Origin of the sequence: Brevibacillus laterosporus DSM 25 (assembly GCF_002706795.1) — a bacterium.
Classification (GTDB): domain Bacteria; phylum Bacillota; class Bacilli; order Brevibacillales; family Brevibacillaceae; genus Brevibacillus_B; species Brevibacillus_B laterosporus.
The window spans coordinates 3302635-3327487 of the sequence record NZ_CP017705.1 but is presented as its reverse complement, the minus strand read 5'-3'; the positions used below and the strand labels follow the sequence as shown (position 1 = coordinate 3327487).

Sequence of the window (24853 nt, the reverse complement as noted above, 5' to 3'; positions counted from 1 at the left end):
GAGAAGTTTGAGAACGTCAACTATCTATGTAGAATGAGAAAAAACTGAATCCTTTTTATCCAAGTGTTCGTATAACCTTGTAGCATGCTATAATATTGGTCAGACTTGTCATATCCTAGACTGGATGACCATACATCTAATTAAGTACAAATTTTGTCCGATCCTTGACTACAAAAAAGAATCGACTTTATACATAAAGGAGACTACGATGCTTGACCAAATCAATGAAATTTTTCAGCAATACGGAGCGTGGGGACTATTTACACTCTCCTTTCTAGATTCAATCATCTTGCCGTTCCCCCCCTTCTTTTTACAGATTGCAATGAGTTTATTGGAGCCTTCACTTGCTATTGAATATGCTCTCTTTGCTTTCATTGGTTCTCTACTTGGAGCACCTTGTGGATTTATTCTGGGAAAACTGTTTGGTAAACCGCTGATGAACAAAATCGTCCCGGAAAAATGGATCGGTCTAGCAACAGAACAAATGACCAAAAACGGTGATGCTGCCATTATCATCGGCTCGTTTACGCCTATTCCCTTTAAAGTATTCACCATCCTATCTGGTGTACTCGGCTTCTCTTTCAAAAAACTAATGGTTTATGCCGTTATTGGTCGAGGTTTTAAATTTTTTCTCATCGGTCTTATCTTCCATCTATATGGGCAACAAGCAAAAATGCTAATTGATGAGTATATGGATGTTACTCTTTTGCTTGTAGCTGTTCTACTTGGCGTAGGTTGGCTTATCTTCATGCAAGTAAGAAAACGACGTGCTACTAAAAAGTAAACGCTCAGATCACTATCTAGACCATTGAGCTCCTACATATTACGAAGTAGAACCCCATGGTCTAGATTGCTTGTCTGTTAAAACTACGACAGTAGAATAACAATCTCTCGGACTTTGAGTGTCACAACAGAAAAAGGGCTATCCATCTTCTTAGATATTGGATAGCCCTTTTTTTGTCACTCTATGCTTTTAGCTTTGATTTTCTAGCAATTCCTTCGCATCTACAGACTCATAGCCCAATGCTTGTGCAACCGCCTGATATGTCACATGCCCATTCAGTGTATTTACACCTTTTAGCAATGCAGGGTTATCTAAGCATGCCTTTTGGTAGCCTTTATTTGCGATTTGTACTGCATATGGAACCGTCACGTTTGTCAAAGCAAATGTAGATGTACGTGGAACCGCACCAGGCATATTAGCTACCGCATAATGTACAACACCATGTTTCTCATAGGTTGGGTTATCATGAGTAGTAATACGATCTGTTGTTTCAAAAATACCGCCTTGGTCAATTGCTATATCAACTAGAACGGAACCTGGTTGCATGGATGTAACCATTTCTTCGGTAACCAATTTTGGTGCCTTTGCTCCTGGAATTAGAACAGCACCAATAACTAGGTCAGATTCCTGTACAGCATGTGCAATATTAAACGGATTAGACATCAATGTTTTTACGCTATGACCAAAAATATCTTCTATTTGGCGTAAGCGATCAGGGTTCAAGTCAATAATGGTAACATCGGCACCTAGACCTACCGCCATCTTCGCCGCATTAGTACCTGCTACTCCCCCACCAACAATGGTAACTTTACCACGTTGTACCCCTGGCACACCGCCGAGAAGGATACCTTTACCGCCTTCCTGTTTTTCAAGGAACTGAGCACCAATTTGTGTAGACATGCGACCAGCAACTTCTGACATAGGTGTCAAGAGAGGTAGTGAGCCATTGCTCAGTTGAACGGTTTCATAAGCAATCCCTATAACTTTATTATCAACTAACGCTTTCGTTAATTCTGGTTCTGGAGCTAAATGTAAGTATGTGAATAGAATAAGTCCTTCACGGAAATATTGATATTCGGAAGGCAATGGTTCCTTAACTTTCATTACCATCTCCATTCCCCAAGCTTCTTGTGCAGTCTGGACGATTTTAGCCCCAGCTGCTACAAATTGTTCATCAGTAAAACCAGAGCCAAGTCCTGCCAATGTCTCGATGAAGATCTCATGTCCATTCTTCACCAAATTCATTGCTCCTGCTGGTGTCATAGCTACTCGATTTTCGTTGTTTTTAATTTCCTTTGGAATACCGATGCGCATGTTTCGACCTCCTCAGTAACTTAAACATTAATAGTGTCAAACAGTTCTGATGATTATTACAAAGTAGAAGCTTTATCCACGCATTGATTGTAACATGTACGATTTGAAAATGAAAGCGCTTACAAAAAATCTATAAATTCACATTCGCCTAAGTTGTTTGATAGTTTTGAAGTATATAAAAAGAAAGAATCACCAGCTATCCCTACTGGTGACTCTTTCTTACTAGATGAAAGCAACATATAATTTTACCTACCAATTACCTTCTCTTCTTAGATCCATCAGAAGGTCCCATGCTCTCCAAAATGCTATGCTTCTTGGAGTAACCAAAATAGACAACTGTTCCGATGGCAATCCAGATTGCAAAGTACATCCAAGTTGTTGCCGGTAGGTTAAAAATAAGGAACCCACAGAAAACCATTGTTAAGATAGGTAGAAACGGAACTAATGGAACCTTAAAGCCACGCTCTAAATTCGGGTGAGTTTTACGAAGTACGATAACTGATAACGCAACCATTGCAAACGTAAGTAATGCACCGATATTTGCTAAATTAGATAGTTCCTTAATTTCTACAAATCCAGCAATTCCCCCGCTGATAATACCTGTTAGCCATGTGGAAAATACAGGTGTTTCCGCTTTATCAACACGTGAGAATCGTTTTGGAAGCAAACCATCACGACTCATTGCAAAGATAACACGAGTACCAGCAAATACATAGGCAAAAATTACTGCCATAATACCAATAACTGCTCCTATCGCAACGATTCCCGCTATAGTATCCTGACCTACAAGCTCCAAGACAAATGCCATTGCTTCAGGTACATTTAAATTCTCATAGGAGGTGATACCTGTCATAATAAGACAAACAATAATATAAAGAATCGTACAAACGACAAGTGATGAGATAATCCCCACAGGCAGTGCCTTTTGCGGGTTCTTACATTCTTCAGCAGAGGTTGATACTGCATCAAAGCCTAAGAACGCAAAGAATACAGCTGCTGCCCCAGCAAAAACTCCTTCAACGCCATATGGCATGAATGGACTCCAATTTTCAGGTTTCACATAAAATACACCTACAGCAATAAACAGTAAGATAACAATTAGCTTTACTAATACCATGAAGTTGTTAAACTTCTTACTTTCTCTTGTTCCACGAGACAATACAAAAGTAATTAGTAATACAATGATAACCGCAGGGAGATTAATGATTCCGCCACTCATTGGCGTACTGACCAACTGTTCAGGTAAACCCCAGCCAAAACCAGTTAGCAGGTTATTAAAATAAGCAGACCACCCAACAGCTACAGCTGAAGTGGTAAGAAAATAGACGGATAATAGTGTCCATCCCATCAGATGCGCTACAAATTCACCTAGTGTTGCATACGTATAGGTGTAAGCGCTTCCAGAAACCGGGATGGTGGAAGCAAATTCTGAATAACAAAATGCTGCAAAACCACAAACAAGTGCAGCGATCATAAACGAAAGAATAACAGCAGGACCAGCATCTCTAGCTGCTACAATACCTGTAAGTACCATTACACCTGTTCCAAGTACTGCTCCAATTCCTAGTAATGAAAGGTCAAAGGATGTTAGTGTTTTGTTTATTGATTTTTTTTGACCCTGTTGCAGCAAGTCAGTAACTGATTTTTTTCTCAAAAGATTGCTCATATTGCCCCCCCTTGATTGATAAGCTTGTTTCCTTCACATAAGTATCCTACCACACAATATTCATTTTGTTCTATTTATAGATTTTTCTTAAAAATGCAAAAAACCGTTTTTTTATAACGTACAATCACCTATCTGTGAGAACACAATATATTGAGATAGAAGAGAAGATGGGGAGGTGAATGAATGGCCGTTATTAAGTACAACTCCAGAGAACTTGACATGCTGGCTAGGCTGCTGCGAGCAGAAGCTGAGGGAGAAGGGAATCTTGGAATGTTAATGGTTGGCAATGTTTCTGTAAACCGCGTTCTTGCCAACTGCTTAGATTTTAAAAACATACGATCCATCCCTCAAATGGTATACCAAAGTCCCGGAGGTTACGAATCCGTTCACAAACCGTATTTCTATCAAAAAGCTAGAGAATCAGAAAAACGTTTAGCAAAGCGCTCAATAAATGGGGAGAGAACACATCCAGCAAGTAATGGATTATGGTTCTTTAGACCTCAAGGAAGCTGCCCTCCTACATGGTTTAACCAGCGAAACACCGGGCGTTTTAAAGCACATTGTTTTTTTGCACCAACCGCACAAGATTGCCCTGACGTTTATTAAAGAGGAGAGAAAAATCAGATGTATTATAATACCTACGCTCAGCAAGGATGCGAGCCCTGCGGCACTCCAGCCTATCCACAATGCTACATGTATCCATATTACCCTACTCCACAGCAGCAGGCACCCACCACACAGGTAAGTCCCGCACAACAATTCCAGCAACAACCCCAGCAAGTCGTGCCTCCGAATGCCAATGGTAGCATGATTCCAGGTGGTCCCCTTCCTGTGGTCGAAGAATCCTACGTAGAAAATATTTTACGTTTCAATCGAGGAAAAGTCCGTACCTTCTATATGACCTATGAAAACAACAGCGAATGGAATGCTAAAATTTTCCGTGGGGTCATAGAAACCGCTGGTCGAGATCATATCATCATCAGCGACCCTCAAACAGGTATGCGCTATTTGCTTCTGACACTAAACCTCAATTATGTTACCTTTGATGAAGAAATTAACTACATTCCACCAGTTAATCCATTTGCTCGTACCCGCTAGCTATTAGCTATTACAAAGAGAGACAACTCGTCGATGTACCATACTATCTAGTTCCACATCATGCTTAGCGGAACAAACATACCAAATAAGCCTCCAAGTACACTAGAAAGTGAATTTGGAGGCTTATTGCTTACTTTTTGGATGTGTATGTTATTCCTTACTTAGAAGCCCAAAATTGTTCGGAGTAAACTAGACGTCTCTCCACCTGGATAAATGACAAACAATAAGAAATAGACAGCTATACCAGTAATCGCTGTGCCGAACCAGATGATAGAAGTGACTGGTCCCCACTTGCGGTGCTTAGCAAATTGCTTGGTAAAACCTAAATATAGCGTTACTAATCCAAAAACAGCTGCTGTGGTAGCCAAGGTGATATGGAATATCAAAAAGATTTGGTAGTATAAGCGCAATTCATCCGGTCCACCAAAATTCATATTTCCCACGAAAATCGTTCGAGACATATAAATAATGAAAAATGCTAAGGCAAACACGGATGCAACAATCATCGTTTTCTTATGAGCCTCAAAATTACGTTTGGCTACTTGAACCCAACCGATTGCTACAAGGATTGCACTGATGGCAATAAAACTTGTACTAAGTGCAGGCAACAACGTTAGCACTCGATCACTTCCTCTTATACTTTTTTAGAAATTTTATAATCGTCCACTAGTGGGAACGATAGTGAGTTCTTTTCGCTGTTCCATGGGTTCAAAGGATTCGAGCGGATCAATTTCATCAATACCCGTCGTCGGATTCTCCTCACGGTACCATTTAGAAAAAACATGCCATAGCCCAACCCCATATGCTGTTTCCTGTACCATCTTCATCACGACACCACCCAATTGCTGATCATCGAGTATCGGCAGGATGGCAAACAATTGAGGTCCATAGCTATAAGATTCATATACCAATTGGGAAGCAAAAATGATTAATGCACAGGCTGGTGTCATCAGCACACCTGCTGCAAAGATATACCCCATTAGCTTGACGTTTTTAATCCGTTGCAACTCTGGAATTGGACAGATAATATGCCACCATATCATGAAGGCTGTAACTAATAACAATAGCTTGTAAGCAATATGAACTCCATGGTACTGCATCACGAAATCGAGTACAAGCGGAATATGATAAACAGAAAAAAATAAATTAAACATAAATAAGGAAATCAACGGTTTTGTTAGATGATCAAACCATTTTCTTACAGCAGCTGGTTCTAGGATTGCTCGTAAAAACCATGCTGGTAAGCCCAGCACAAAAAGTGGTGGGAAAATCATTAATAACAAGGATTGCTGGGTCATATGCAAGGTAAACGACACATGCCCGTAAAAGTAGAGTGGACTCCCCATAGCTACATATAAAGTAAGAAGAGCAGTTATAAATGTAATTTGCTTTCCTACTGAGACAGATTCTGCATTAACAAAACGCTTACGCCATGGACCAATTAACAAGAAATATGCCACACCAAGTAATACAACAAAAGCTAAAAATTCAGGATTCCATAACTCCGCAAACTTCGGTTGATAGCCATGTAAAAGTAAATGTTGTTCATGGGTACCCATCCGTATCCCCCTCTCATGCGGAAGGTAGCTATTTTCTGATAAGTGGAAACATACATGTATATTATACTGAACCGACCTAAGACAAGCTAGCGACCAACATGCTTTTTATGAAGCAAGAATGGGAATGCACTCTCCCTGTTCACCTGTTTGCCATAATTTCTATAAAAGTACTAAAACAAGCCAATTTCTCAGTCTTGAAAAAACAGAAGCTATCTTCTGCGAAAAAAAGCGAGCTACTGAAGTAGCCCGCTTTAATCAGGTTCGGGGCTTAGTCTTCACCTTTGTATAATCAAAGCTGGACCTTTTCCCTTACCCTTTATACCCAATACAGCGCCATGACAACGCATGTAACCATGATAAACGCCCCAGTGAAAATTCCTACCACTGGAAATAGATGGCCTTTATCCTTTAAGTGCATCCAAATGTATAGTTGCACCAAAGCTTGCACGGTACCTAAAAAGAGAATATAAGGATAAACAAAACCCTTTTTATCCGGCATGTAGATAACGGCTGCAAACGCTAATGCTGTTAATACAATGGACAAAACAAAAGAAACGATATGTGGTTTCATGCTAGTGCTATGGGCATGGGAATGTTTTGAAGGTTGAGATGAATGATTATGTTGATCCATCTTATGCTCCTCCTTGTCCAGACATGATACCCATCAGGTACACGACTGTGAAAATGAATACCCATACAACGTCAACGAAGTGCCAGTACAAGCTTGCAATATAGAACTTCGGTGCATTAACCACGGTCAGCCCTTTTTTCATAGCAGAAGCCATCAACGTTGCTATCCAAGTAACCCCGAACACCACGTGCGCTCCATGGAATCCAACCAATGTATAGAAGGCCGAACCATATGCACTACTAGTCATCGTATGACCTTCATGATAGTAGTGATAAAACTCGTAAATCTCTAGTCCTAAGAACGCAAATCCGAGTATAACGGTTACAGCAAACCAGAACATCATCATTTTGAAGTTATGGCGGTGCATTCCGATGATAGCAAATACACTAGTTAAGGAACTGGTTAATAGTAAAATTGTCGCCATTGCAACCAGTTCAATTTTAAAGATTTCATGTGGAGCTGGTCCTGATACGTATTGTTCTCGCAGAGCCAAATACGTGGCAAATAACGAACCGAACAATACCATTTCTCCACCTAGAAAAAGCCAAAAGCCAAGTATTTTATTTCTGCCTTCAAGGGTTGCCTTTTCAGGCTCAGCAGGTAGAACACCATGATCCGTGTGTTGCATTACAGCCTACCCCCTTTTTCTGTTTCCTTGATCTCTTCTACTTCGATATGGAAGCCATGGTCATCCTTAATGGAACGGGCAAACATACAAAGTAAAAACAGCCCCATTCCTACGAAAACCAACACATATTTGTGATAAATAAAACCAAATCCTGCAATAAACAATCCTACAGACATCAGGAACGGTAAAACAGATGGAGATGGCATATGAATCGGGCCTAGTGGTTCAGCCGGAGTCATTGCTTTGTTACCTGCCATTTTCTCAACCCAGAAAGCATCGAGACCACGTACACGAGGTGTTTGAGCAAAGTTATATTCAGGTGCTGGAGAAGGAATTGACCACTCAAGCGTGCGACCATCCCATGGATCTGCCACAGCTTTTTTACCTTTCGCATTCGTGTAAATCACGTTAACAATGAACAACACGGTACCGACAGTCATAATGATTGCACCAATAGTGGAAATCAAGTTCCCTAATTCCAATTCTTGACCTGGTAAGAAGGTGTATACACGACGTGGCATACCCATCAAGCCAAGGAAATGCTGAGGGAAGAATGTCAAATGGAAACCGATAAAGAATAACCAGAAATTCCATTTACCAATTGCTTCATTGAGCATTTTACCAAACATTTTTGGCCACCAGTAGTAGAAAGCTGCAAACAGCCCCAGCACCATACCACCAACGAGAACATAGTGGAAGTGAGCTACTACAAAGTAAGAATCCTGATATTGATAGTCAGCTGGTGCTACAGAAAGCATAACCCCTGTCATACCACCAATCGTAAACGTTGGAATGAAGCCTGTAGCGAACAGGTTAGCTGTGGTAAAGCGAATTTGACCGCCCCATAGAGTAAACAGCCAGTTAAAGATTTTAATACCGGTAGGAACGGCAATCAGCATCGTCGCAATCGAGAAGAGCGAGTTAGCTACCGGACCCAAACCTACTGTAAACATATGGTGCACCCACACCATGAAGCCTAAGAAACCGATAACCATGGTCGCAAATACCATAGCGGAGTAACCAAACAGACGTTTCTTGGCAAACGTACTAATAACGTCAGAAATCATACCAAACGCTGGAAGAATCAAAATGTAAACCTCTGGGTGACCAAAGATCCAGAACAAGTGTTGCCACAGCAGTACGTTACCGCCGCCAGCTACTTCAAAGAACTGTGCTCCGAAAATTCGGTCAAACATCAATAGAACTAAGCCTACGGTGATCGCAGGGAAAGCGAATAAGATCAATGCAGAAGTAATAAATGCTGTCCAAGTAAACATCGGCATACGCATAAAGGTCATCCCTGGTGCACGCATGTTAATGATTGTAACTAGGAAGTTAATCCCCCCGATTAATGTCCCCAAACCAGCTATCTGCAAACCGAGTACATAGAAGCTGACCCCAGCAGTTTGACTATATGTGTTTGAAGATAATGGTACATACGCTGTCCAACCTGCATCAGGTGCACCACCCATGAACCAACTTACGTTAAGCAACAACCCACCAAAGAAGAACAGCCAGAAGCCTAGTGAGTTTACAAATGGAAATGCTACGTCACGCGCACCGATTTGTAACGGTACGATTGCGTTCATCACAGCAAAAAGCAATGGCATGGCAGCTAGGAAGATCATAGTGGTACCATGCATCGTTAACAATTCATTAAACGTGGAACCAATGAACAGTTTACTATTTGGGTACATGAGCTGAATACGCATCAGCAATGCTTCAAGTCCACCAAGCAAGAAAAAGAATCCACCGGCTAATAGATACAGAACGCCGATTTTTTTATGGTCCACGGTTGTGATCCAATCCCACAAGCCCTTATTTCTTGGACGAACATGTTGAGCCACGGTTTTGCCCCCTCTTTTAGATTCAAAATTCAGGTATTATTGACGTTTCAAGCCGGACAGGTATTCAACAAGAGCATCCACCTGATCATCATTTAACTTCAGGTTAGGCATCAAGTTACCAGGCTTCACTGATTCTGGATCTTTCAACCATTCAGCAACGTGTTTTTTATCATTAGGCAACACACCTGCTACGGTTTGACGATTACCAAAATTAGTTAAGTCTGGACCGATTTTACCACCATTACCATCAACGGCATGGCAGGAAACACAGCTTTGTTTAAAAATTTCTTCCCCTTGAGCTGCAAAAGCTTTATTTTCAGCAGGTGCATTTTTACCTTTTGTCATTTCTACTACCCATTTATCAAACTCTTCTTGTGATACAACCTTTACTTTGAAGTCCATCAAAGCATGGGACGGACCACAGAGCTCCGCACATCGCCCTTGGAAGGTACCTTCAACTGTACTTTCTAGCCACATATGGTTAGTCATACCAGGGTTAGTATCTTTTTTACCGCCTAGTGCTGGTACCCAGAAGGAGTGAATAACATCAGCAGCTTCTAAAGAAAGATACGCTTTTTTATTGACAGGGATGTATAATTCCTGAGCAGTGTTAATTTTTAAATCAGGATATTCAAACTCCCACCAGAACTGGTGACCTGTTACTTTGACTTGAATAGCATCCTTGTCGTTTGAATAGTCCTTTGCCAATGTAAATGTTGTCGAAACCATCGGAATCGCAAGAACAATCAAAAGAATAAAAGGGATAACCGTCCAAATAATTTCTAACTTGTGGTTTCCTTCGATTTGTTCTGGAATACTGTTATCTCCCTTACGTTTACGGTATCGGATCAAAACATAGGTAAAAATAACGACAACCACAGTAAAGACGCCTAACATGATAATAACACTAAGCTTAATCAAGTCATATTGCATGCCTGCTACAGTCCCTTTAGGCTGCAGAGCAGACAGATAAGGGTCGCCACAACCGGTTAGTAAAAGCGCTACCATTACTAACATAGGAAGCATACGCCCGACTTGCTGCAATCGTCTCATCATTGCGATCTAGCCTCACTTTCTCTCCTTTTTACCTTTAATAGACTTACTAATAGTAATCACACTAAGTCTACTAATGCAATCATGTTTGTTATCTAGAATGTGCTCCATGTATTTACCACTAGAGGCAATAGAAATTATGTAAATTTGGTAAAGCGAACAAATCATGATAACAAATCTTTCTTCTTACTAAATGAGAACTTTTACAACTGCGTTATCTGTTCCATTATAGCCCCCTTCTCATTCATATGTAGCGCCGTTTTGCCGCAATTGTAAATAAACAATCAATTGAGGCTAGACTGACAAAAGCTAATTTTAAAAACAGATACATCCATTGTAAACAATTTCCGGCTGTTTTAGGAAAAGAGTGTTAATAATTCACAAATTGTTCATACAAATGTAACTCTTTTGACTCTGGTGACTCTTTTCTTTGTGATTTTTTTCATTGATTCACAAAATAATCATACCACGTTATGCAAGCGCTATCAAAGAGCGGAAAACCAATGTTTTCCGCTCTAGTTCACGTTTTCGCCATTTTTCATGCTTTTTTGATTCCCTTTGAAGCTACGGCAATGAAATCGCTTTCGTAACATTAGACAATGTTTCAATCTGTTCATTTGCTCTAACTGGTATCTCCTCATCAGTTAGCGAAACCAGTAAGGCCAATTTTCCCTTTTGTTCACGAGAGACATTCAATTTGGAAATGTTAATTTCATGTTGCGCCAAAATACGCGAAACATCGTGAATAACACCAGGGTAATCATGGTGATACACCAAAACACCATGGGTATCCGCTGTTATACGGCACGCGTATACATTAATCTCACTTATATAGGTTTCTCTATAATCCTTGGAGAACACATACTTGTTGGCCCCCACTACAAGCTGGGCAACATGACTTGCGTATTCTCCTGTACTATTTTCCATTTTTATTTGCATATTTGGATTTACTTCACGCAATCCCGCAAGTAACAAATTAACAATTTCTTCTCGGTCGTCTGCAGTCATGATGGTTAGTGTTACTTGTTCCATATTTGGCTCAAAACGCTCCACTAATGTAACCAATGAGCGTAGCCCAGAGTAGTCTGTCATACTGTTTCCCCTCTCATACTTTCAATGTATCATATATATACATCGTCGGAGGATAATAAGCAATGCTTATAGAAGGGAAAACTCTATTTTTTACAGATTCACAACGTCATCTTTGGTCTTCGCCATGTATACCAATGGTCTCTAATCTACTCCGAGTATCTGAACTACCTAAGTGGTAAATGAGTTGATAAATTTTATCAAGGGCTTCATCGTATTCATCTGGTTCCCCACCTAGGTCTTCGTCGTAGGCCATCTCAAACAACTCCTGAAGCTGCCTAATCTCGCCAGGTGTAGCTAATACTTCATAATCAAAAGACGTATCTGTAGGATTGTCAATAATATCTCCCTTTACTGAATGAGGGTGAATGGATAAATAGTACGGTTTTTTATCAGGAGCTGGTGTTGTTGACAAGTAATTCATCCCTTCCTATACCTGCTTTTTTCTTTCTTTATGCCCTTCTCCCCTCTTTTCCATACCTTCCAATACATATCCTTAATAAAAACGAATAAACAATAGAAAAAGCTTAGAAAATGAGCTCAAGCTATCAAATAGCATCTATCTCTACATATTTGTTTTCCTTTAGCAACGCAATTCCTTTTTTGCAAATCCCGTAAGATAACCAAGAACATCCTGCACAAATTCGGTCTAAATCAGAAGGTTCCACCATGTTTTTTGTCCGCTCAACCAACTCCGACTTGCGGTATACATGGTCTGGCTTGAGACCAAGTTGTTCAAGAGCAGCCATATCCATTGTCTGGACATGCTCCTCTGAAGCTGGGTCAGCTACACAAATCCCCTCACCTTTATTCGGACAATATTGACAGGTATCGTCTAGAGCGTGAACCACTCGAATAGAAAAGTCATCTTGATTATCCCTAATTCTTTCAACAATCTCCTTCATTTTGACCGCAAAGGCTGGGCTGTATCCCATTCCCCTAAATCCATGTACACACAATAAATGATGTCCGCGTAATGTAATAACATTTTTGTTATCTCGATCTATTACCACCCAACCACCTCCCTTATCATTTCGACTATAGCATGTAATCTCAAAAAACCACATCCAAAAAACGAATAAAAAAATACCCTATCCAAGCAAGCTGCTCGAACAGGGTATATATTTGGATTGGGTAGTAAGTGAACTTTGTCTATGAAAAAACATCTTAACAAAGATCCTTGAGTTAATAATAGCATCTCTTCATATTTTTGAACAAATGTAATTATTTCTTCAGAGGGATAAATATTCCCTGCTTTATAACACCTGCCAAATTTATCCTGATTATAATTTGATACTAATCAGTTTTAATTCAGTCATTTCTTCAACAGCATATTTAATACCCTCACGACCAAAACCGCTTTCCTTAACGCCCCCATATGGCATGTTATCTACACGGAATGTTGGAAAATCATTAATCATGACACCACCGACTTCAAGCTCTTCAGCTGCTTTCATCGCTACATGAATATTGTTCGTATAGATACCTGCCTGTAAACCATAACGAGAATCATTAACCATCGCAATCGCCTCGTCTAATGTTGAAAATGGAGCTATCATTACTAGTGGTCCAAACACTTCCTGACAAGATACATTGGCATGAGTAGGTACATTTGTTAGGATAGTTGGTGCATACAAACGCTCAGCCAGTTTTTCCCCCCCTGTCACCACGTTGGCACCTAAGCTTTGTGCCTGACTAACCCATTCTTCCATTCGATCAATCTCTTTTGGAGCAATCAAGGAAGACAGATCAGTTGCTTCATCAAGTGGATCTCCAACTACCATCTTCTCTGCGGCTAGCTTCAGCTTCTCAACAAAGTCTGCAAACTTGCTTTCGTGCACAAATATACGTTGTACAGAAATACAAACCTGGCCCGCAAATGTGAATGCACCAAATGCACAACGATCAATTAGCTCTTGAGTAAGCTCTACATCATCATTGATAATCAGGGCCGCATTGGAGCCCAATTCTAAAGTAACACGTTTTAATCCTGCTTTTCCCTTTAGAGAAATCCCTACTTCTGGGCTACCGGTAAAGGTAATAGCAGCAATACGTGGGTCTGTAACCAGTAACTCTCCAACTACACTTCCTTTACCTGGCAACACATTGAGTGCCCCTGCTGGTAAGCCAGCTTCTTCAAAAATCTCAGCCAACACCAATGATGCGAGCGGTGTCTGACCGGCAGGTTTTAGTACAACTGTATTGCCAGCAGCAATAGCAGGGCCTACTTTATGTGCTACGAGATTATATGGGAAATTAAATGGGGTAATTGCCCCTACAACCCCGATTGGTTTTCGTACAGTAAAAGCAAGTCGTCCTTCTCCACCAGGAGCGGCATCTAACGGAACCGTTTCCCCGTGAATGCTACGGGCTTCTGACGCAGCAAATTTATAGGTTTGAATGGTACGGGCTAGTTCTGCTCGCCCAGTCTTCAGTGGTTTAGCTGCTTCCAATGCTAAAAGTCGGGCTAATTCTTCCTTGCGACTTTCCATAATAGCTGCTGCTTTTTCAAGAATAGTAGCCCTTTGATGAGCAGGCATTTTGGCCATGATCGTTGTGGCCTGTTTTGCCGCCTCAATCGCTTCTTCTACATCGTCTCGATCGGCCTGAGCGATTTGTGCAATTACTTCTTGAGAAAATGGAGATGTGAGCGTTTGGTATTCCTTTGCTTCTTTCCAAGCACCGTTGATATATAAATGCTTTTTCATGTTATTTTACCTCCGTCGCTACTGTTGATTGATACATGCTGACTAAAAGACGGTTCATAATGCTTAGGCCTTCTTGCAATTGCTCATCAGTAATAACAAGTGGTGTCAAAAAGCGTAAAACATTCCCATGCACACCAGCAGCTAACACAATGACACCTTGTTCACATAAAGCTTTTGTGTAAGTAGCCGTAAATTCTTTCATCGGCTGTTTGGTAGAAGGATGAATGAGTTCAATGGCACACATCGCCCCTAAACCACGAACCTCCGCAATAATAGGTACTTCTTTTTGTAAAGCAATAAAATGCTGCATGATTTGTTCACCAATCTGGCGCGAACGTTCCACTAAATTCTCTTTTTCCATCTTCTCAATAACAGCTAGAGCGGCTACGCATCCAAGTGGACTTCCTCCATACGTTCCACCAATTTCTCCAGGTGATGGGGCGTCCATAATTTCCGCACGTCCCAGGACCGCACTGATCGGTAAACCAGCGGCAAGTGATTTAGACATGGTAATCAAATCTGGCTCAATATCAAAATGCGTGGACGCAAACATCTCACCGGTACGCCCAAAGCCTGTTTGTACCTCATCAGCAATAAATAAAATGTCATGTTTACGGCAGATGTTATATACGCCTTGCACGAATTTTTTATGTGGAATAATAAAGCCACCTTCTCCTTGGACTGGCTCCATAATCACTGCAGCCAATTCTTCCGGAGCTACTTCTGTGTACAAGAAATCCTCAAATTGCCCAACACAGAACTCAGCATACTCTTCCTCCGTCATACCAACTGGACGATGTAAGGAATAGGGAAACATCGCTTTATAGGTGGCTGGCGCGAACGGTCCCATTTGGAATTTATATGGCTTCACTTTACTAGTCAAGGACATGCCGAGCAGTGTACGTCCATGAAATCCACGTGTAAATGAAACGATACCTGATCGACCTGTATATTTACGAGCAATTTTTACAGCATTCTCAACCGCTTCTGCTCCACTATTTAACAAGATCGTTTTTTTCTCAAAAGAGCCTGGCGTAATTTCTGCCAATTTTTCGGCAAGAGCAAGATATGGCTCATACATCGCTACATGAAAGCATGTATGAATATATTTATCTAACTGGACCTTGATTGCTTCGACGACTTCCTCTGGACGATGTCCCACATTTAATGTTCCAATTGCACCTGCAAAGTCGAGCAACACGTTACCATCTACATCATGAACAAGTGCCCCATCTGCCTTTTCTACAAAAATAGGTGCATTATTGCCTACCCCTTTTGGTATATAGGCCTTACGTTTCTCGATTAGCTCCATTGATTTTGGTCCAGGAATGCTGGTCTTTATGGATACACATGTAGTAGTTGACATGTTATACTCCCCCTTCATATTTTGCCTACGCTTTTAAACATTTCTACTTAGCTGTTTTTCTACTATTTTATCACTAGCAATTATCGTGCCAAAGTATAGAAAGCGGAGAAAATAACATGCAATACAAAGCATCCTATCTAAGAACTAGTTTATTTATTCATTTTCAAATAAAATCAGTTTCAATTTTATTCATTTATAAATAATTATTCATTTTTGAATCGTATAATCTGATACTTTTTTAACTTCCTCACTACAGAAGGCTGACTAATCCCTAACATCTGTGCCATTTCTACAGTCGTTTGACAAATGTTAGCTGCCTGTTCTATCATACTTTGCTCTAATTTCTCCATTGCTTCTTTCAAGGGGACAGTTGGAGTTAAAGGGAGTTCACCTGAGAGAATCGTAGGAAGACGTAACGAACTGATTTCCGCTGGTAGATGCTCGGCTGTTACCTTATCCTCGTCAGCGATGACCACCATTCTTTCTAATACATTCTCAAGCTCTCGAACATTACCCGGCCATTCATATTGTAGGAGTAATTGAGTAGCTTGAGAGGAAAGTCGTTTCTGTAAACCATATCGATCATTTAAAGCACGCAAGGTCCATTTTAAATGGGCAGCGATATCTTCCTTTCGCTCACGTAGAGGTGGTATTCGCAACGGAATCACATGTAAGCGAAAATACAGGTCTTGGCGGAACGATCCGTTCCTTACCATTTCCTCCAAATCTCGATTCGTAGCTGCAATCAGGCGAAAATCCACTTCTCGATATGTAGTACTTCCAATTCGTTGTAGCCGCTTTTCCTGAATAACTTTTAACAGCTTGGCTTGCAAGGGCAAGGGTAGCTCTCCCAGTTCATCCAAGAACAAAGTCCCCTGATTGGCCCGTTCGATTATTCCTATCTTCCCCGCTTTAGCAGCCCCAGTAAAAGAACCTGCCTCATAACCAAATAGCTCAGACTCCAATAATCCATCTGGAATGGACCCGCAATTAATTTCTACCATTTCTCCGTGTGAACGACGGCTACGCTGATGTATTTCCCGGGCGATAACGTTTTTCCCCACTCCTGATTCCCCTAAAATAAGGACCGTTGAATCTACCCCCGCTACTTTTTCTACTAAGCGATAAATCTCTTTCATAGCTGGGCTAACTGCTACAACTTGATCTGAACCACTATTTTTCTCTCGCAATTCCTCAATCTCATTCTCGAATTGTTTCAATTGCTGTGTTAGATGCTCATAACGGCGCTTTAATTCCAGAATCTCAGTCAAATCATGTGAAAAACTAATGACACCTTCCAATTCATTAGGCGTTTTCCAAATGGGAAAGGCAGACACCATCAGCTTTTGCTTGTAGATCGTCTCCTGCATCATTGTCTGGGCCTCCCCTGATTCTAGAACCAAACGAGTAGCGGAAGGAGAGAAGATTTTGGCCTCCTCTAATTCTCTTACATTTCGTCCAAGCAATTCCTGTTGTTTTTTACCATAAATTGCTTCGCACGTAGGTCCGACTAACCGAACAACACCATCTCCATCGGTAATAAGTAGATGCTCATGCGAAAAGTGGACGATCTGTTCTAAAATGCGGCCCATCCATTTGTCAGTGTCTGCCTTATCCATGTTTATCCTCCGTATCTCTTTTCCTTCATCATAACACGCTTGCTATTAAGTCTCTTTCATTGCAACTAAAATAGCTACTACATATTCCCAAATGCGAATCACGGAATCAATTTCAACATGCTCTTGTGGTGTATGTGCTCCATAAATATTTGGCCCAAGCGATATCATATCTAAATCGGGATTTTTCTCTGCAAATACACCACATTCTAAACCAGCATGGACAGCTGTAATTTCTGGCTTATGACCATTCATCTTTTCATATACCTGCTCACAAATCCCACGAATCACAGAATCAGGACGATAAGCCCACTCTGGATAATCAGAATCGGTGAGAAGTACTGAACCTGTTAAGGAAGCGAGCATTTCCAACTGTTTCACAATGGCTCCCTTCAAACTAGCAACAGAGCTTCTCACCTCATTCTCTAAATACAGATAGGCTTCATCTGTTCTTACAACACCTAAATTAGTGGAGCTCTCCACGAGTCCTTCAATTTCTTGGCTAATGCTTTGAGCTCCATTTGGTGTGAGAATAAAGGAGGCAAGCAAATATTCAGCTGTCTGGGCCGAAAATACACGCTTTTCATGTCCCTGTGCTTCTGTTAGTTCTACACAAACCTCAGGATCACTCGCCCGTAATTCTGTAACAAATCGCTCTTGGAATTGGCTCACTAGTTGCTTCGCTTTTTCTATGTCTCCATCTTTTATATACAAAATTGCCTCTGCTTCTCGGGGAATAGCATTGGTTTTCATTCCACCCTGTACATGTTGGATCTGATAGGGAATCTCTTGTTGCAGACCATGCAGCACACGACCTAGTAATTTATTAGCATTGCCACGCCCTTTATGAATCTCTGCACCCGAATGTCCCCCTTGTAGGCCATGTACAGACAATCGAAATGCCTTACTTTGGTCATCCACTTCAGCCCATTCTATCTCCAGTCGTTGTCTCGCAGTGACACCACCTGCACAACTTACCAGCAAACGTCCTTCCTCTTCCGAATCAATATTAAGCAGAATGGAACCCTTTAATTGGCTAAAATCAAGATGCATAGCACCACCCATTGATGATTCCTCTTCTGTGGTTATAAGTGCTTCTATAGCGGGATGCATGAGTGTAGGATCAGCTAGTAAAGCAAGCATGTAGGCTACGGCTATACCATTATCAGCACCTAATGTAGTATCCGTTGCATATAGCATATTATCTACTACCCGTAACTGGATGGGGTCTGTTAGAAAATGATGTACGGTTCCTTGATTTTTTTCACAAACCATATCCATATGTCCTTGTAAAATAATCGTAGGCAATGCCTCATATCCAGCAGAAGCAGGCTTACGAATAATTACATTTAATGCCTCATCCCGTGTAGCATCTAATCCATGCTGTGCGGCAAAATCTAATAGATATGTACTGATTGCTTGTTCATTGCCAGATCCCCGTGGAATTTTTGATATTTCTGCAAAGTAATGAAATACGGGGTGTTGCAAGACTTCCTTGAGTGTTTTAGCCATATATGTCCCTCGCTTCTATAATAATAGATAAAATGATAGCTTTAGATGCAGGAAAAAGCCCTCTTTATATGAGAGCTTTTCCCTTTTCTTCCTACTTGTTACGTTAGATAGAATTTTTACGCTTTTTTCTCTGTGAGCGTCATAAATTCATCAATGTTTGCCAAAGCAGCATCTACGGCACTTTGCCAGAAATCTGGTTGAGTCAAGTCTACATTCAGATGAGCTTTCGCCAGATCTTCAACTGTCATGCGACCCGTGTCTTTTAAGAAATCAATATACTTATCTTCAAAGGAAGCCCCTTCTTTTTGTGCCTGTGCAAATAAACCTGCACTCAGCATGTATCCGAATGTATATGGGAAGTTATAGAAAGGAACATCACTAATATAGAAGTGAAGCTTAGCGGACCAGAAGTTAGGGAAGTATTCATCTAAAGCCCCTGCAAAAGCAAACTTCTGCGCCTCTTCCATTAATTGATTAATTTCTTCAGCACTTAGCATTCCATTCTTGCGCTGTTCGTAGAATTTTTTCTCAAATGTAAAGCGGGTAAAGATATCCATAAAGAAGGAAACTGCATCACCAAGCTTATCATCAATCATAGAAATACGTTCTGCGTCGGATTTCGCATTTTTTAATGCGGCATCTTTCACGATTAATTCTGCAAAGGTAGAAGCGGTTTCTGCTACGTTCATTGCATAATCCTTCGCTAGCTCAGGCAAATCCTTCATTACATAAGTGTGATAGGAATGTCCCAATTCATGAGCTAGTGTAGAGGTGCTTGACATGCTTCCATCAAACGTCATGAAAATACGCGTTTCTTTACTAGATTGTAGATCTGTGCAGAAGCCACCTGGTCGCTTACCAGGACGATCTTCAGCTTCAATCCAATGTTTTTCAAACGCCATTGTTGCGAATTCAGCCATTTTAGGACTAAATTTCTCAAATTGCTCTGTAATGAATTGTGCTGCCTCATCATAGCTCATTTTGCTGGTGCTACCAGGCAATGGTGCCGTCCAATCGTAGAATGACAAGGAATCAATACCAAGTAATTCCTTTTTCCGCTTTAAATAAGGAACGAGACGCTCACGATTCTTCTCAACAACCTCCCACATGACATTCAACGTCTTCTCGCTCATACGGCAAATTTCAACCGGCTCTTTCAAAAAGTCATCCCACTTGCGCTCTTTATATAATGCTAAACGGAACCCACTCAAATGATTCAATGCTTTTGCACATAGGTCTTCGTTTTCAGACCAAGATTTTTTCCAATTTGCAAACATCTGTTTACGAACTGTAGGGTCCGTATCAGATAGTAGGTTAAAAGCTTGTCCTACCGATAAATTTTCAATTTTCCCATCTTTCTCACTCGGAACATGCATGCGACCAACAATCACGTCATATAACTGCGACCATGCATGATACCCATCTACTGCTAAATTTCCTGCCAATATTTCTTGCTCCGTAGGGAGTTTAGCTGCCCCTAATTGACGGCGCTCGTCTAAAATGAAAGCAATTGGCTTCATGCTATCTAATTCAAGAAATTGCTTCCATAGATCCTCAGGTACTTCTAAAATATACTGATCAAACAACGTTCCTGTTTCTGCATTTGCCGCTCCTAATTGTGTTACACGATCACGTAGAAAATGAGCTTTTCCATCATGTACGTTCTGTGCCTCTAAGCATGAGACGAATGAGCTTGCCTGCATCCAATCAGAGCGTACTTGTTCAAAACGTGTTACAATCGATTCTAATTTTTTTAGCTGCTCTAGCGATGTAGGAGCTTCTAATGCTTTTAAATCAGCGGTTAAAGAAGCCGTCTGTTCCTTTAATTTATCCAAAAATGCAGCAAATTCCTTTGATTCACTTCCTCCAGGAAAGATGCTATCTAAGTCCCACACGGGTTTCAGGTTTTGTAGCATGTAATATCCTCCTTTGTCTTGGCAAAACTCGCCTGTTATGTATAAGTCTTAGCTCTCATTGTACTCGTTTCCTGCTAGATTGGTATGCTTTTTTTACCGAAAAAAATTTTTTGACTGTAAACGATAACGGAAAAATTGTTGGAGGTTAAAAGCATGGAATTGGAATATGATCTGACTCCTCTACACAAAAGGCACCGCTGCAATTGGCGGTGCCAAGCTACTATTTCCATTTTTCATTATGAAGTCAATTCAGTTGGTGCTTTCCATTTCCGATAAAAGTAAATTGTGAATATCAGCGCCATGACCATAGGTACACCATGTAGAATACCTACGACCCAAATAGGCAGCATGATTTCAAATAAAGGAGAGCAAATCAGCATACCAAATGCAAATCCAATCGTTTGTAAGGTGGAGGATACTCCAAAAACACGTCCACGCTTGTCATCAGATACTTGCTGTAAGCGTGAGTTATAGCAAATAGCTGAAATACCATCAGAAATTCCCGCAAAGAAAGCACATAGAAGTAGCAGGTATGTTGTAGAGAACGCAAACAGTAAAATAAAGAAGAACGACATTAAAATCGTGGATATGCCAAATGCTTTTTCGGTGAATACTTCCTTAGCATTTTTGGAATGTTTACTCATAAAGCGAGAACCGACTAGATTACCAATTGCCCAGATTCCCCATATGAAACCCATAATCATAGAGGGATTGTCTGGCTTAATCATAGATGAATAGATAGGTATCCCTACATTATGTGCAGCGGAACCAAAGGTATCAAATAATCGAATCGTCATTAAAGATAATAAAACGGGGATGACACGTAAATAACGATAGATAAACGAAAACTCTGAAAAAAACGAGACTTTTTGATCTGGTTGGGTTCGAGTTTCATTCGTTTTAATAGGCAGACTAATTAAGTTCACAGCCGAAAGCAAGTAGGTTAGGGAGTCAATGAAGAAAATGTTTTGATAGCTTAACAAATTAATGAGAATTCCACTCGATAGCATCCCGACAACCATTGCCATTGCTTGCCATGACTGTAATAAAGCATTGGCTCTTACTCTATTTTCTGGTGAAACAAGCATAGGAATACTTGATTGCATGGACACATTAAACATCGAGCTAAACATTCCCATACCAAAGATCACAAAATATAACATATAAAAATGATATTCTTGTGGTGTAATGAATAGAGAGAATAGGAGACAAAACCGCACGACATCACTAATAATCATTAACTTTTTACGGTTAAATTTATCTGCTAGCATACCAGAATAGAAACCTGCTAAAAAGCTTCCTAATAAACGAACAGCCATAAATAATCCCATATAGACAGCACTGCCCGTTAATAGGTACACATACAGATTTAGGGCAATCATATCTAAATAACTGCCTATATCTGAAATGGTTCTTCCAGCAATCAACTGGTAAATGTACCGCATTTTATTATTCTGTCCTGCTGGAATTGTTGTTGTCATGTTTTTTCCTCCTACACCTTAACCAATTTCTCGATTTCAAATGTGACTAGCTCACATGCTTTTTCATATACTTGTTGAATATGTTCATAGCTTTCTCCACGCATCCAGCACATAACTAGAAATACTTCTTCTTCATCCCCTCTTACCTCTGCTCCTATCGGATAAACTTGTGTTGCTCTTAATACCCCAGGAATTTTTTCAAGCTCCTCTAATCCGTTTACCGCTCGGAGAATTCCGCTTTCCTTTGGATATAAAGTAAACATTGCATGAGGGGTTTGCTCTTGGTTCAGTAAAGTAGGTAATTCAAATGTTCCTAATGCAATCCCCAATTGGGCTTTTACAGAATCAAATCCAAGCATTGTTTCTAAACTATCCTTGACACACATACCACCTATACGCGGATTAATCTCTAATACTTGCGGTCCTAATTTTTCGTCATAGCGTAATTCAACGTGAGATAATGAATTTTTTAAGCCTACAGCACGAACCGCTTCCACTGCATAATTTTTGAGTTCCTCAACTTCTTTCTCCGTAAAACGTAGAGGAGGAACAACTAGAAGATGCTCATAGAACACCTGCTTTTCTTCTGTTACTTTTACCTTGTCATGCACAAGTAGAGGAACGATCTCCTTCTCTGTGATCACCATCTCTACACTAGCTTCCCGACCATTCATATATTTTTCCACTAGCATGCAACCCATGGGATCAAAATCAATGAGATTTCCATCCCTTGTTGCATAGGTGTGACAGGATGCATAAAGATTTGAATAATTACAGTTAGGTAGCTTTTGAAGGGCGTATGTAAAATTATCCCTTACCTCTTGTTGATTGTGGGATTTTAAAATTAAATGAGAGGCGACTCCATTGATCGGCTTTAATATAACAGGATAGCCAATTCGTTCAGCATGAGCGACTGCTGAATCCACATCTACAGCTAGTCCATAATCAACAGTTAGCACTCCAGCATGTCGTAGTGCATCACGCATAAGATATTTGTTATTTGTACGATACAATGCATCGGATTCTTGAGAAGGTAGTCCTCTTTTTTCCGCTACCTTAGCTACATCTGCTCCTAGTAAACCAGCACTTGAAAATAGTCCCAAAATACTAAGTACAGCAGAAATTTTATATGTTTCCTCAAGCATACACGTGTTTTTTTCTAATTCCTCATAGCTAAAATCATCCGTCTCAATAATCTCTGCAAATAAAGCAGGAATCTGATTTTCTGCTTCTAATTGAGAGATTTTAGATCTTTCATGGTCTGTGAGCGGACGAGTAATAATTGCACACTTATACCCCATTTTATTAACATGGACAGCACGATTTATGGTAGGAACTACGGAGAGATTTTCAATAAATACGATTAATTCATTCATACCAATTCCTCCATTGGATTATCATCACCATCAAGATAATGAGACACAATGTATCCGTTTTCATTTATCTCGTGAAGAGGTGGCAACATAGTGTTATCAGAGAAATGCAAGAAATCAGCTGCTTTATATGGCGTAGTGGAACGAATATATCGTTGACCATCAATTTCTACATAATCAAGCTGAGAATTCGTACCTACTCGATGCTTACCAATAGGGGTTACATAAACATAATGAGGAGCAATACTGCCAGAGAAAGCAGATAATTCACGTATAATATCAATTCCCTTCTGGACGGATGTACGGAAATGCTTAGCTCCTACTACAGCCATACAGTGGAAAAGATAATAAGGCACAATCCCATTACAGAGAAACAGCTCTATTAATTCTCTCATCGTTTTGGTATTATCATTAATATCTTTCATTAAAACAATTTGTCCTCTTATTGTAATACCTCTAGAAATGATCTTTTGGGCAGCGCGAATAACTTCTGGGGTAAGTTCATCTGGATGATTAAGTGATAAACCAATGGAAAGGTTCTTGGATAAACGTGGATTCTCGTAGTTAATTTGATTAAATTCCGTTAACATTTCTGCTGTTTCATCTGTGATGTTTTCGGGAGCAAATAAAATGTTTCTGGTACCTACCCGAACGTTTCGTACATGATCAATTTCTTTGATTTGTTGTAGCACCTTATGCAGCAAATTTACATCTAAGAACGGGTCCCCACCGGTAATTAATACAGTTTTTATCCGTTCATCATTACTAATATAATTGATAGCATCTGCAATGTTTTCATCTGACATGCGCTTAGCTTCTCCCGCTAGTGTACGGGTTTTCTTAAAACAGTACCTACAATATGCAGAACATTCAAAATAAGGAGTCAATACAGCTCGATCCTCATAAATTCTTTCAAGTCCATATATTCCTTTATTATTTTTTCCCTCTTCAAATGGCTTTTCTGTACCGTATTCTAATGCTTCATAGGGACTTGGTACAAATTGTTTGGCTACACCCTGAGATTGTTTCACAATCTTTGCTAGAGAAGGACTAATTTTGGAGCGGAATTTTTGCATTACCTGCTTCTGCATCTCTCTTGCTCTATCAGAAACGATTGTTTCAGTCGTTCTTGCCATTTTGTTACCTCCTTTAAAAAAATTTGATTTTTCCATATAAACCTTATATTTAATTTACATTTTTGTCAATAATAGG

The 24853-nt window shown here is 40.3% G+C and carries 22 protein-coding genes; 3 read left to right on the top strand and 19 right to left on the bottom strand.

Going from position 1 to position 24853, the window contains the following annotated elements; genetic code table 11:
* The first annotated feature begins 208 nt into the window (after nucleotides 1-208).
* Nucleotides 209-784, top strand: a complete 576-nt coding sequence (locus BrL25_RS15905; RefSeq protein WP_018671348.1) for a YqaA family protein — start codon at nucleotides 209-211, stop codon at nucleotides 782-784.
* Between the two features lie 189 nt (nucleotides 785-973).
* Here BrL25_RS15905 and ald read toward each other — a convergent pair whose 3' ends face one another.
* Both ald and BrL25_RS15895 read right to left on the bottom strand, forming a co-directional pair.
* On the bottom strand, nucleotides 974-2098 hold the full coding sequence (gene ald / locus BrL25_RS15900) for an alanine dehydrogenase (protein WP_018671349.1): 1125 nt from the start codon (nucleotides 2096-2098) through the stop codon (nucleotides 974-976).
* A gap of 256 nt (nucleotides 2099-2354) precedes the next feature.
* Nucleotides 2355-3764, bottom strand: a complete 1410-nt coding sequence (locus BrL25_RS15895; RefSeq protein WP_018671350.1) for an amino acid permease — start codon at nucleotides 3762-3764, stop codon at nucleotides 2355-2357.
* 183 nt (nucleotides 3765-3947) lie between these two features.
* Here BrL25_RS15895 and BrL25_RS15890 point away from each other — a divergent pair, with 183 nt between their 5' ends.
* Complete coding sequence (locus BrL25_RS15890; RefSeq protein WP_018671351.1) at nucleotides 3948-4370, top strand: cell wall hydrolase; 423 nt, start codon at nucleotides 3948-3950, stop codon at nucleotides 4368-4370.
* Between the two features lie 18 nt (nucleotides 4371-4388).
* Nucleotides 4389-4862 carry a spore coat protein GerQ gene (gene gerQ, locus BrL25_RS15885; protein ID WP_018671352.1) on the top strand — a complete coding sequence of 158 codons (474 nt, stop codon included), beginning with the start codon at nucleotides 4389-4391 and terminating at the stop codon, nucleotides 4860-4862.
* Nucleotides 4863-5023: 161 nt separating this feature from the next.
* Here gerQ and BrL25_RS15880 read toward each other — a convergent pair whose 3' ends face one another.
* The 17 genes from BrL25_RS15880 to BrL25_RS15800 all read right to left on the bottom strand — a co-directional run bounded on the left by BrL25_RS15880 (nucleotide 5024) and on the right by BrL25_RS15800 (nucleotide 24777).
* Nucleotides 5024-5482: a DUF420 domain-containing protein gene (locus BrL25_RS15880; protein ID WP_018671353.1), complete on the bottom strand. Its 459-nt coding sequence runs from the start codon at nucleotides 5480-5482 to the stop codon at nucleotides 5024-5026.
* 33 nt (nucleotides 5483-5515) lie between these two features.
* Nucleotides 5516-6421, bottom strand: a complete 906-nt coding sequence (locus BrL25_RS15875) for a cytochrome c oxidase assembly protein (protein WP_018671354.1) — start codon at nucleotides 6419-6421, stop codon at nucleotides 5516-5518.
* Between the two features lie 316 nt (nucleotides 6422-6737).
* Entirely contained in the window at nucleotides 6738-7052 is a 315-nt protein-coding gene (locus BrL25_RS15870) for a cytochrome C oxidase subunit IV family protein (RefSeq protein WP_018671355.1), read from the bottom strand.
* A gap of 1 nt (nucleotide 7053) precedes the next feature.
* On the bottom strand, nucleotides 7054-7680 hold the full coding sequence (locus BrL25_RS15865) for a cytochrome (ubi)quinol oxidase subunit III (RefSeq protein WP_018671356.1): 627 nt from the start codon (nucleotides 7678-7680) through the stop codon (nucleotides 7054-7056).
* Nucleotides 7680-9527 carry a cytochrome c oxidase subunit I gene (gene ctaD / locus BrL25_RS15860; RefSeq protein ID WP_018671357.1) on the bottom strand — a complete coding sequence of 616 codons (1848 nt, stop codon included), beginning with the start codon at nucleotides 9525-9527 and terminating at the stop codon, nucleotides 7680-7682. The genes BrL25_RS15865 and ctaD overlap by 1 nt, the downstream gene beginning before the upstream one ends.
* A 36-nt stretch (nucleotides 9528-9563) precedes the next feature.
* On the bottom strand, nucleotides 9564-10583 hold the full coding sequence (gene coxB, locus BrL25_RS15855) for a cytochrome c oxidase subunit II (protein WP_018671358.1): 1020 nt from the start codon (nucleotides 10581-10583) through the stop codon (nucleotides 9564-9566).
* A gap of 561 nt (nucleotides 10584-11144) precedes the next feature.
* Nucleotides 11145-11672 (bottom strand): ACT domain-containing protein, encoded by a 528-nt coding sequence (locus BrL25_RS15850; protein ID WP_018671359.1) that lies wholly within the window; start codon nucleotides 11670-11672, stop codon nucleotides 11145-11147.
* A gap of 106 nt (nucleotides 11673-11778) precedes the next feature.
* The gene (locus BrL25_RS15845) at nucleotides 11779-12093 is read right to left on the bottom strand and encodes a hypothetical protein (protein WP_099327268.1); all 315 of its coding nucleotides are present in this window, start codon (nucleotides 12091-12093) and stop codon (nucleotides 11779-11781) included.
* A gap of 124 nt (nucleotides 12094-12217) precedes the next feature.
* Nucleotides 12218-12682: a DUF1284 domain-containing protein gene (locus BrL25_RS15840; RefSeq protein ID WP_018671361.1), complete on the bottom strand. Its 465-nt coding sequence runs from the start codon at nucleotides 12680-12682 to the stop codon at nucleotides 12218-12220.
* A gap of 270 nt (nucleotides 12683-12952) precedes the next feature.
* On the bottom strand, nucleotides 12953-14377 hold the full coding sequence (locus BrL25_RS15835) for an aldehyde dehydrogenase family protein (RefSeq protein ID WP_018671362.1): 1425 nt from the start codon (nucleotides 14375-14377) through the stop codon (nucleotides 12953-12955).
* A gap of 1 nt (nucleotide 14378) precedes the next feature.
* Nucleotides 14379-15743 carry a 4-aminobutyrate--2-oxoglutarate transaminase gene (gene gabT / locus BrL25_RS15830; protein WP_018671363.1) on the bottom strand — a complete coding sequence of 455 codons (1365 nt, stop codon included), beginning with the start codon at nucleotides 15741-15743 and terminating at the stop codon, nucleotides 14379-14381.
* Nucleotides 15744-15946: 203 nt separating this feature from the next.
* Nucleotides 15947-17362, bottom strand: coding sequence for a sigma-54 interaction domain-containing protein (locus BrL25_RS15825; protein ID WP_018671364.1), 1416 nt, complete (start codon nucleotides 17360-17362; stop codon nucleotides 15947-15949).
* 45 nt (nucleotides 17363-17407) lie between these two features.
* Nucleotides 17408-18871 carry an aminoacyl-histidine dipeptidase gene (locus tag BrL25_RS15820; protein ID WP_018671365.1) on the bottom strand — a complete coding sequence of 488 codons (1464 nt, stop codon included), beginning with the start codon at nucleotides 18869-18871 and terminating at the stop codon, nucleotides 17408-17410.
* A gap of 116 nt (nucleotides 18872-18987) precedes the next feature.
* Nucleotides 18988-20787 (bottom strand): M3 family oligoendopeptidase, encoded by a 1800-nt coding sequence (locus tag BrL25_RS15815; RefSeq protein WP_018671366.1) that lies wholly within the window; start codon nucleotides 20785-20787, stop codon nucleotides 18988-18990.
* Nucleotides 20788-21023: 236 nt separating this feature from the next.
* Nucleotides 21024-22268: an MFS transporter gene (locus BrL25_RS15810; protein ID WP_018671367.1), complete on the bottom strand. Its 1245-nt coding sequence runs from the start codon at nucleotides 22266-22268 to the stop codon at nucleotides 21024-21026.
* A gap of 11 nt (nucleotides 22269-22279) precedes the next feature.
* Nucleotides 22280-23644 carry an ATP-grasp domain-containing protein gene (locus BrL25_RS15805; protein WP_018671368.1) on the bottom strand — a complete coding sequence of 455 codons (1365 nt, stop codon included), beginning with the start codon at nucleotides 23642-23644 and terminating at the stop codon, nucleotides 22280-22282.
* Entirely contained in the window at nucleotides 23641-24777 is a 1137-nt protein-coding gene (locus BrL25_RS15800) for a KamA family radical SAM protein (protein ID WP_018671369.1), read from the bottom strand. The genes BrL25_RS15805 and BrL25_RS15800 overlap by 4 nt, the downstream gene beginning before the upstream one ends.
* Between the last annotated feature and the right edge of the window lie 76 nt (nucleotides 24778-24853).

What these genes read in the sequence shown, in the direction of transcription:
- BrL25_RS15815 (WP_018671366.1), bottom strand. Translation starts at nt 20,787, where the DNA reads ATGCTACAAAACCTGAAACCCGTGTGGGACTTAGATAGCATCTTTCCT.
- BrL25_RS15845 (WP_099327268.1), bottom strand. Translation starts at nt 12,093, where the DNA reads ATGAATTACTTGTCAACAACACCAGCTCCTGATAAAAAACCGTACTAT.
- BrL25_RS15865 (WP_018671356.1), bottom strand. Translation starts at nt 7,680, where the DNA reads ATGCAACACACGGATCATGGTGTTCTACCTGCTGAGCCTGAAAAGGCA.
- gabT (WP_018671363.1), bottom strand. Translation starts at nt 15,743, where the DNA reads ATGTCAACTACTACATGTGTATCCATAAAGACCAGCATTCCTGGACCA.
- BrL25_RS15805 (WP_018671368.1), bottom strand. Translation starts at nt 23,644, where the DNA reads ATGAATGAATTAATCGTATTTATTGAAAATCTCTCCGTAGTTCCTACC.
- BrL25_RS15850 (WP_018671359.1), bottom strand. Translation starts at nt 11,672, where the DNA reads ATGACAGACTACTCTGGGCTACGCTCATTGGTTACATTAGTGGAGCGT.
- BrL25_RS15820 (WP_018671365.1), bottom strand. Translation starts at nt 18,871, where the DNA reads ATGGCTAAAACACTCAAGGAAGTCTTGCAACACCCCGTATTTCATTAC.
- coxB (WP_018671358.1), bottom strand. Translation starts at nt 10,583, where the DNA reads ATGATGAGACGATTGCAGCAAGTCGGGCGTATGCTTCCTATGTTAGTA.
- BrL25_RS15810 (WP_018671367.1), bottom strand. Translation starts at nt 22,268, where the DNA reads ATGACAACAACAATTCCAGCAGGACAGAATAATAAAATGCGGTACATT.
- BrL25_RS15890 (WP_018671351.1), top strand. Translation starts at nt 3,948, where the DNA reads ATGGCCGTTATTAAGTACAACTCCAGAGAACTTGACATGCTGGCTAGG.
- BrL25_RS15875 (WP_018671354.1), bottom strand. Translation starts at nt 6,421, where the DNA reads ATGGGTACCCATGAACAACATTTACTTTTACATGGCTATCAACCGAAG.
- BrL25_RS15895 (WP_018671350.1), bottom strand. Translation starts at nt 3,764, where the DNA reads ATGAGCAATCTTTTGAGAAAAAAATCAGTTACTGACTTGCTGCAACAG.
- BrL25_RS15835 (WP_018671362.1), bottom strand. Translation starts at nt 14,377, where the DNA reads ATGAAAAAGCATTTATATATCAACGGTGCTTGGAAAGAAGCAAAGGAA.
- BrL25_RS15870 (WP_018671355.1), bottom strand. Translation starts at nt 7,052, where the DNA reads ATGGATCAACATAATCATTCATCTCAACCTTCAAAACATTCCCATGCC.
- BrL25_RS15825 (WP_018671364.1), bottom strand. Translation starts at nt 17,362, where the DNA reads ATGGATAAGGCAGACACTGACAAATGGATGGGCCGCATTTTAGAACAG.
- BrL25_RS15905 (WP_018671348.1), top strand. Translation starts at nt 209, where the DNA reads ATGCTTGACCAAATCAATGAAATTTTTCAGCAATACGGAGCGTGGGGA.
- BrL25_RS15800 (WP_018671369.1), bottom strand. Translation starts at nt 24,777, where the DNA reads ATGGCAAGAACGACTGAAACAATCGTTTCTGATAGAGCAAGAGAGATG.
- ald (WP_018671349.1), bottom strand. Translation starts at nt 2,098, where the DNA reads ATGCGCATCGGTATTCCAAAGGAAATTAAAAACAACGAAAATCGAGTA.
- gerQ (WP_018671352.1), top strand. Translation starts at nt 4,389, where the DNA reads ATGTATTATAATACCTACGCTCAGCAAGGATGCGAGCCCTGCGGCACT.